Source organism: Facklamia sp. P13055 (genome assembly GCF_050409445.1).
In the GTDB taxonomy this organism is placed as follows: Bacteria; Bacillota; Bacilli; order Lactobacillales; family Aerococcaceae; genus Facklamia.
This window is the reverse complement of record NZ_JBNUPL010000035.1, coordinates 1-8,453: the sequence shown is the minus strand read 5'-3', so window position 1 is coordinate 8,453 and position 8,453 is coordinate 1. Positions and strand designations below refer to the sequence as shown.

Here is an 8,453-nt window from a genome sequence, read left to right as displayed (position 1 = left end):
TCAGTTTTCAATGAGCTTCGCTGCCATAAGTGACAACTTCTATATACTAGCATGGGTTAGACTTTTTGTCAAACCTTTTTAAAAAGTTTTTTTAAACTTTTTTTCTTTCGTTTCGGTCGTTCGTGACGACAAGAAATAATATAACATGGGTTGTCTTCTTAAGTCAAGGGCTTTTCAAATTTTTTTCACCTTTTTTCTTATCACTTTGTTATAATATTAATTACTTCATATAAGAGGAGCTTTCTTATGAATAAAATTATTGAGTTTACAATCGAAGATTTGCCATTACTTTGGGAATCGACCGTGGGGCTCGAACGAGAAACCGTTCGAATCAATTTCAACGGATCAATTAGTGAGAGTGACCATCCTCATGATTGGGGAAACCGTTCCTTCCACCCTTATCTTCAAACTGATTTTTCTGAAAGTCAATTAGAGTTAATTACTCCACCCTTTTCTACTAATGAAGAGGTAATCAATTGGTTAGCTGGTCTTCACCAGATAACACAGCATAGAATTTCAAATTCGAAGCCAGCAGAAATGCTTTGGCCTTATAGTATGCCACCTCAATTATCTAATATTAATCAAATTCGAAGCGCTGAATTAGATAATAAAGATGACTATAATTATCGTAAATATCTTATTTCATACTACGGCAAAAAAGTTCAACTACTATCAGGCATCCATTATAACTTTCAAATTAATGATCAGCTTTTAAATCAAAAACTGAATTCCTCAAAATCAAAATATATCTCCAATCGAAATAAGGTTTACATGGACTTGACACGTAAATATCTTTACTACCGCTGGGTATTAACTTATCTTTTAGGGGCCACCCCTTATTTTTCAGATGATTACGAGACTGTTTTATACGGCAAACCCCACAAAACAGTTATGAAATCAGTTCGCCAAAGTCGCTATGGCTACAGGAATAGTAAAAACGTTTCAGTTTCCTATAATAATTTTCAAACATATGTCACAGATATTGAAGATCTCATTTTTCAGGGGATTCTACATTTTGAGAAGGAGCTCTACCGAGATGTTAGAATGCGGGGGGCTAAACCTAATCGCGCAATGCTCAAGGAGGGCATTTCTTATTTAGAATTTAGAAATTTTGATCTTAATCCTTTTCAACCATTTGGAATCAGTTTGGAAGACCTCGATTTTGTAAAAGTATGGATTCTTGCTCTTCTTCTTCACCAACAGTCAATTAGCGAAGAAGAAATTAATCTAGCCAATGAACGTAACCAAAATACAGCAGAATCTAACCCTATCGATCCATTAATCAATAAAGAACTTATTAAGTCTTTCTCATATACCTTACAAACTGTTGCAGAAAACCTAGATGCTCATTACTATCCCGACTCTTATTTAGGTCAGCTTGTTGCTAAAAAGTTTATGCAAATAGAGCAACCCTCCCAAACGCTTGCAGGCCAAATCACTAGTCAATATACCGACTTTAAAGACCTTTCCCAGGGCTTGCTTAAACTTAGCCAAATTTTTCAAAGACAGTCTTTAAAAAACAAATATCTCCTTCATGGTTTTGAGAAGTTAGAACTTTCGACACAAGCCTTAATAAAAAAAGCGATAGAGCTTGGTATTCAAGTTACCATCGTTGATATTGAAGATAACTTAATTGAACTTCAATTCAATGAGCATACAGAATTAATCAAAAGTGCTAATATGACTTCCTTAGACAGCCAGGTTTCATACTTCTTAATGGATAACAAATCAGCTACTAAATTGGTTCTTGATAGAGAAAAAATTCAAACACCTAAAGGGAGAAAATTCAATGATTTAGATCAAGCAATCAATTATTATTCTCTATTAGACAAATCTGCAATCGTAATTAAACCGCAAAATACTAACTATGGTTTGGGAATTACTATCTTCGAAAATTTTCCAGAAAAAGAAACCTATACAAAAGCTATGAAGGAAGCTTTCAAACACGATCATACGGTATTAGTTGAAGAATTTATTGAAGGGATTGAACTAAGATTTTATGTGCAAAATCAAAAAGTTTTAGCAGTTTGTGAAAGACAAGCCGCTCATATTATTGGCGATGGCCAGCACACTGTTGAACAGTTAATCGATCTCGAAAATAACCATCCATTCAGAGGGCCTAGACATCTAGCTCCTCTTACCTTATTAGAAAAAGGTGAAATAGAAAGAATAACTCTTGCTGAACAAAACTATTCTCTGCAATCAATTCCCGTTAATGGTAAAAAAGTCTACTTAAGAAAAAATTCTAATGTTTCTTCCGGAGGAATTGCCATCGATCGAACCGATCAAGTTCATTCAGATTTTATTAAAATTGCTGAAAGAACAGCTGCAGCTATGAAATCCACTTTCTGTGGAGTAGATATCATTATCAAGAACTATCAAGAGCCTCTATCTAACTCCAATTCTTACGCTGTGCTAGAGGCTAACTACAATCCAATGATGAGTTTGCACCTTTTTCCTGCTATCGGACATTCACAACCCCTAGCTGAACGAGCGCTTGAAGCCTTATTTCCTGAACTGAATTAATGAATTAAACCCCCTTAGGTATCAAACTTCTGATGCTTAAGGGGATTAATAAAGTTAATTTTTATGCGTTATCTTTAATTTGCTTGATTGTCTCTGCATTCAACTCTTTCACTACTGCTGTTACTAATTTGACCATATTTAAGTAGTCATCTTCGTGAATAACAGAAGTATGTGAATGTAAGTAGCGAACTGGAACAGTAATCGCAATAGAAGGAATACCATTTAATGCTAGGTGTTGTGAACCAGCATCGGTTCCACCACCAGGAATAAATTCGAATTGATAAGGAATGTTCTCTCTATCAGCCACTTCTACTACAAATTCACGTAAGCCACGGTGAGCTATCATTGAGCTATCATAAACAATGATTTGAGGTCCCTTTCCTAATTTACTTGCAGATTCATCTTTAGTCATACCAGGTGTGTCACCCGCTGTACCAGTATCTAGAGCAAATGAAATATCAGGATTAAGCATATGTGCAGCAACTCTAGCTCCGCGTAGACCAACTTCTTCTTGAACGTTAGCCCCAGAGAATAGAACCGTTTCATGTCCTTCTTTAGCTAAATTCTTCAATACATCAATTGCAACAGCTATACCGATACGGTTATCCCAAGCTTTACCTAAAAGGAATTTAGTGCCATTCATACGACGTGTTTCGATGTACGGAGTGATCATATCGCCAGGGCGAATACCCCATTCCATGACTTCATCTTTAGAAGAAGCACCTAGGTCAATAAAGATATCTTTAAATTCCATTGGCTTTTTACGAGCTTCTGCAGTTAGTACATGTGGAGGTTTAGATCCTGTAACACCATGGAATGTCTTACCTTCTCTTGTAGTTACTGTTACTTGTTGTGCTAAGACAACTTGACTCCACCAACCGCCAATGGTAACGAACTTAAGAAATCCTTCATCGGTGATTTCTTTAACCATAAAGCCAACTTCGTCTAGGTGAGCAGCTAACATAACGCGTGGTCCATCCGCATTGCCTGTATGCTTAGCAAAAATACCACCCAAACCATCTTGCAGATATTCTTCTGCTTGGTCTTTAGTTTCTTCTTTAAACAATTCGCGAACATAACGTTCATTGCCACCGATCCCGTTAACTTCTGTTAGACGTTTAAGATATTCTTCATTTACTGACATCATTCATCCTGCTTTCTTAATAAGTATTTGTATTAATTTTAACAAAGAATTCGTTTTCAATCAAAGAAATTCTTTCTTACTTTAAAGAGGCTTTCTTTTATCGGACTTCTTTTTTAATTTCTTTAACCAAATAGGGACATAAAAGTGAATTATAGCTAAAATTAGTATTAACCAAGCACACGAAACCCACAGTAGTGTTAAGGATAAACCCACTTTAACTAGCATTCCTAAACAAAAAGCAAGCATCATCATTACCAAAATTGAAGCTAACATCCTCTGAAAAGCATTCTTTTTCAAATGTAAATCTTGAGTAGGATAAAGTAATTGAAAAGGCAAATTATTCCCTAGTAAGTAAATCGGTAAAATTTGAATAAGCGCGAGCCAAAAACCAATTCCCCCTATTAAGGTTAAAGCCAACCAATTATCAGGCAATAAGAAAATGATAATCAGAATAAACACTGTAATACGAAGCCATATACCTGAATAACCTTCATGTCGAGTAATCATTCGAGCAAAGAAATAGCTATATCGATTAGCCTTTTTCCCTTGAATCAAGTTCATCAAAGGATACAACCATTTCCGTTCCTTAATGGGAGTTTTTACTTGTGGAACATCTGCAAATAGAGAAATCAGCTTATAAAAACGCGATTTATTAGCATGAGACTGGTTAATAATGAACTCAAAATCGACAAGGTTTTTAGCTAATATACGATAACGCCAATATACAATCATTAAATATAGTCCGCTTACAACTAACATCATTAAAAATGGATAGAAATCGGGTAAATAAAAGCTTATCGTTATAAAAAATCCAGTAAAATAGTTGAGTGTTTTTACGGAATTTCTAGATAAAAAATTGTTATTTTGATAATAAAGATTTAGGTATTGATTGATCACAGCTAAAAATTTCAAAGTTGCATAAATAAAACAGAAGAAAACAGCATTATTTTGATTCCAATCACTCACAATTGAGATTAACGGATAGAAAAGAAAGCTAATTAAAAGAGCTAGGCTTACTTGAGAAAGCGAGGTGTAGATAAAAGCTTTTCGCCAATATTTAAACCAATCCTCGCCTCTAGGAAATAAATAGGATCGGTCAGCCTCATGATTTAACCATAAAGGGTGCCCGAAGTTTAAAATTACTGTAAGAAAAAAAGCTATCATCAAAGGAATCATCCATATGAAAGCAAAATAGGAACCTTGGTTTAATCTTTCAAGTAGATCTCTATAAGTCAAAGCTAGAAAACCCATCAGTACGAAAAGCACTATAGAGAAATGATCATTAAAAATTAATCGCCCATATTTCCCAACTTCCTTCAATAATTGATTAGCTCTTTTATTAAATAAATGATCCAAATTAATCATTAACTTCACCTGTCTTAGTCATGGTCATATAGATATCGTTTAAGTTCGCTTTTTGGAGGTTATAGATAGCCTGCAACTGGTTTAAGTCTCCTTGAGCTACAAGTTGACCTTTTTGAAGCAAAAGAAAAGAATCACATAAGTCCTCAGCAATCGCTAAAATGTGTGTTGTAAATATAATTGAGCGACCAGAAACTGCGCTCTTCTTCAATAAATCTGTGAATTGTTGAATAGCTAGCGGATCTAATCCTAAGAATGGTTCATCAATAATTAATAATTGAGCATCCGTAACTAGAGCACAAATAATCATTACTTTTTGCTTCATTCCTTTAGAAAAGTGAGTGGGGAACCACTCTAATTTTTTTTCTAGGCGAAATTTCTTTAAAAGAGGTTGGGCTCTTTGCATGACTGTTTTCATCGGAATTTGATACCCAAGAGCTGTCATTTCTAAGTGCTCCTTCAAAGTTAATTCTTCGTACAAAATAGGCGTTTCAGGAATATAAGCAATTTGACTAGCATACTTCTGGTGGTCTTCTGCAATTGAGATGCCGTCAATCAGCACTTGCCCTGACTGGTTAGGTAAAAGGCCTAAAATAGTTTTCAAGAGCGTTGATTTTCCTGCACCATTTAAACCAACTAATCCAACTATTTCGCCTGAGTGAATTTCAAAATTTACATTATTAATGACCGGAACATTGCGATAACCGCTTGTTAGATTTTCAACTACTAATTTCATTTATTCTCCTCTAATCTTTAATAATCGGATCATTTAGAATAATTTCCCAAACTTTTCTTGCTAGATCAATTTTTTCCATTTTAGGTAAGTTCACAACTTGCCCTTTTTCGTTTAAAAGAGTCACTTGATTGTTTTTTGAATTAAAACCAATGTCTTTCTGAGAAACATCATTCGCGATAATCCAATCTATTCTTTTTGACTTTAACTTTCTTTGAGCATATTCGATTAAATTTTGAGTCTCCGCAGCAAAGCCAACTAAAACTTGCTGCTTTTTATTTTGTCCTAATTCCGCTAAAATATCTGGGTTTTCGATAAGTTCCCACAGGATTTTCTCATTCTCTTGATCCTTTTTCTTAATTTTATGTTCAGCTTGATCCATCATTCTGAAGTCACTCACCGCAGCTGCCATAATAACGTAATCCGTTTGCGCATAGCGCTCATTGATTTCTTTTTGCATTTGAAGCGCTGATTCCACTAAAATCAAGTCCATATTATCCATCATTGGAAAATGATCTTTAGTGGAAATGAAAGAGACTTCTGCTCCCAAAAAACTCGCAATTTTAGCCATAGCATATCCCATCTTGCCGGAAGAATCATTGGAAATGTAGCGAACAGGATCGATTCTTTCTCTCGTTCCACCTGCTGTTACAATCACTTTTTTATTCTCTAATAATTGAGGGTAAAAATGTTTGGCTGCTATACTTTCAAGCTTTTCAACAATCTGAGTAATAGCTGGTAATCGCCCTTTGCCTTCATAACCTTCTGCCAAAAAGCCTGTATCCGGTTCTAACAAGTAGTAACCATCTTTCTTTAGACGTTTTAGGTTTCTTTGAGTGGCAGGATGCTGATACATGTTTGTGTTCATCGCCGGACATAAAAGACAAGGACAAGCAACAGCTAATAGTGTTGTAGAAGCTATTTCATCTGCTATGCCGTTGGATAATTTTCCAATAATATTAGCCGTTGCTGGGGCCACCACTACAAGATCACACCAATCAGCAAACTCAATGTGCTGAACGTGTTCAGTATCATTTTCACTAAAAGTATCTATCAAAACTTCATGGCGCGAAAGCACTTGTAGAGTTAGCGGAGTGATAAACTCACTTGCTGACTTTGTCATTATAACACGCACTATTGCCCCAGCTTTAACAAGTTGTCGCACTAATTCAGTCGCTTTATAGGCAGCAATTCCACCTGTGACAACGACACCAATTTTTTTCCTTAATAAAACCATTCTAGAGCTCCTATCTATTTTATAATCTAAAAACCTGTTAACTACTGTTCAAGTAACTATCTTTCCTTGTTAAACTATATAAAAAAATAAAGGAGATTCCTTTGTTACCTGAAATAAATTTAATTAATCTTGGTGAAAACAACTACTCTATTGAATTTACTTGCTTGTATAAACATCAACAAAAAGATGGTTGGCCCTTTTTAACGGATAGAGCACTCATGCAAAATGATAGCATGGCCTTCCCTTAACAGAAAAAATTGAGGTAAGCAATCATTTGCATTACACAGACCACATTAAAAATGAACAACAAGCAGAAATATTGGCCTTTGACAGCCCTCGTTTCTTCTCTTTTACTTGGAACGTGGGTTTCATTAAGATGGAATTGTCATCGACAAATCATTCAAAAACTTATCTCGCCTTTCAATATTGGGTGCTACTTATTACAGAACAATCGCATCACGAGCTTAGCCAATGGATTTTAAACTTAGAACTTTTAGAAGCTCTCTTGGACGATAAGGAAACCATTGATAAAAAGGGGCGTTACTATCAAATTGACCAGTATGTTAAGAAGATAATTAAGGACTACATTTAATAATTTGCGCGTTCTCCACCAATTAATTTTGGCCGCGATGATAGTCCATTTACCCTGGCAAACCCTAGTTGGTTGTGTTTAAAACGAACAGGAATTTGAACATGTTTTATATGCATACCGATATGTGTATCCCCAATATCTATACCTGCACTTGCTTGAACATGCTCTACCATGACTGGATCCTTGAATAACTGATAGGCCGCTACGGCTGCTCCTCCTCCCGCATGCAAAGCAGGGACTACTGAGACAATTTCTAAGCCATACTTTTTAGCAGCTTGACGTTCTATCACTAGACTGCGATTAATATGCTCACAGCCTTGAACCGCAAGAAAGAGTCCCATTTTGCTTGTAGTTTTGATTAAAGCATTAACTAATAGTTTCCCGTACTCTGGACGAGATGCCTTCCCAATTTTTCCACCTGCCATTTCAGATGTTGAGCAACCTAAAACAAAAATATCCTGAGAATCTACTTTCCCCTGGAATAAATCCTCTATTTCTCCCATTAGACGATCGATTTCTAACTCGATTTCCATACTTTTCACCTTCTTTGTTTTCTTTCATTTTACCACATATGATTGCAAATAAAAAAGCGCACCCAAGGTGCGCCCAGACTGAAGACAAACCCTTCTTTGAGGATGACTCATACAGGGTTTGTCTTTGTTTCTGCCCAAATTTCCTTAATAAATAAAAAAACGAAGCCTTTCTAGCTCCTCATTTCTAATATGTTTGCTAACTTTCTCATGTTCATACAAGCAAAAGTGAGCCCTGCTTTAAATTCCATCAAGGCTTTTCCAATTAAATGCATCTATCGAAAGCCATGATGCTCCTTGGCAGTGCCAAATAATCTTTCTACTGATTC

General features: G+C 35.6%; 7 protein-coding genes and 1 pseudogene. 2 read left to right on the top strand and 6 right to left on the bottom strand.

The genetic code is table 11. The features are described 5' to 3' along the window. Positions 1-246 precede the first annotated feature (246 nt). Entirely contained in the window at positions 247-2,526 is a 2,280-nt protein-coding gene (gshAB, locus tag ACQV2O_RS08245; RefSeq protein ID WP_428874194.1) for a bifunctional glutamate--cysteine ligase GshA/glutathione synthetase GshB, read from the top strand. 61 nt (positions 2,527-2,587) lie between these two features. Here gshAB and ACQV2O_RS08240 read toward each other — a convergent pair whose 3' ends face one another. The 4 genes from ACQV2O_RS08240 to coaBC all read right to left on the bottom strand — a co-directional run bounded on the left by ACQV2O_RS08240 (position 2,588) and on the right by coaBC (position 7,002). Next, entirely contained in the window at positions 2,588-3,673 is a 1,086-nt protein-coding gene (locus ACQV2O_RS08240; RefSeq protein WP_428874193.1) for a M42 family metallopeptidase, read from the bottom strand. A gap of 78 nt (positions 3,674-3,751) precedes the next feature. Continuing rightward, positions 3,752-5,035: an ABC transporter permease gene (locus ACQV2O_RS08235; protein WP_428875526.1), complete on the bottom strand. Its 1,284-nt coding sequence runs from the start codon at positions 5,033-5,035 to the stop codon at positions 3,752-3,754. Further along, on the bottom strand, positions 5,028-5,768 hold the full coding sequence (locus ACQV2O_RS08230) for an ABC transporter ATP-binding protein (protein WP_428874191.1): 741 nt from the start codon (positions 5,766-5,768) through the stop codon (positions 5,028-5,030). Before ACQV2O_RS08230 ends, ACQV2O_RS08235 begins: the two co-directional genes overlap by 8 nt. A gap of 10 nt (positions 5,769-5,778) precedes the next feature. Beyond that, positions 5,779-7,002: a bifunctional phosphopantothenoylcysteine decarboxylase/phosphopantothenate--cysteine ligase CoaBC gene (coaBC, locus tag ACQV2O_RS08225; protein ID WP_428874190.1), complete on the bottom strand. Its 1,224-nt coding sequence runs from the start codon at positions 7,000-7,002 to the stop codon at positions 5,779-5,781. 274 nt (positions 7,003-7,276) lie between these two features. On the opposite strand from coaBC, the gene ACQV2O_RS08220 reads away from it, so the two are divergent. Then, a complete protein-coding gene (locus ACQV2O_RS08220) occupies positions 7,277-7,594 on the top strand; it encodes a hypothetical protein (RefSeq protein ID WP_428875525.1) in 318 nt (105 codons plus the stop codon). Here the strand turns inward: ACQV2O_RS08220 and ACQV2O_RS08215 are convergent. After that, the gene (locus ACQV2O_RS08215) at positions 7,591-8,127 is read right to left on the bottom strand and encodes a TIGR01440 family protein (protein WP_428875523.1); all 537 of its coding nucleotides are present in this window, start codon (positions 8,125-8,127) and stop codon (positions 7,591-7,593) included. The genes ACQV2O_RS08220 and ACQV2O_RS08215 overlap by 4 nt on opposite strands. A 188-nt stretch (positions 8,128-8,315) precedes the next feature. Beyond that, positions 8,316-8,453: pseudogene (locus ACQV2O_RS08210) on the bottom strand (transposase); the annotation flags it as partial.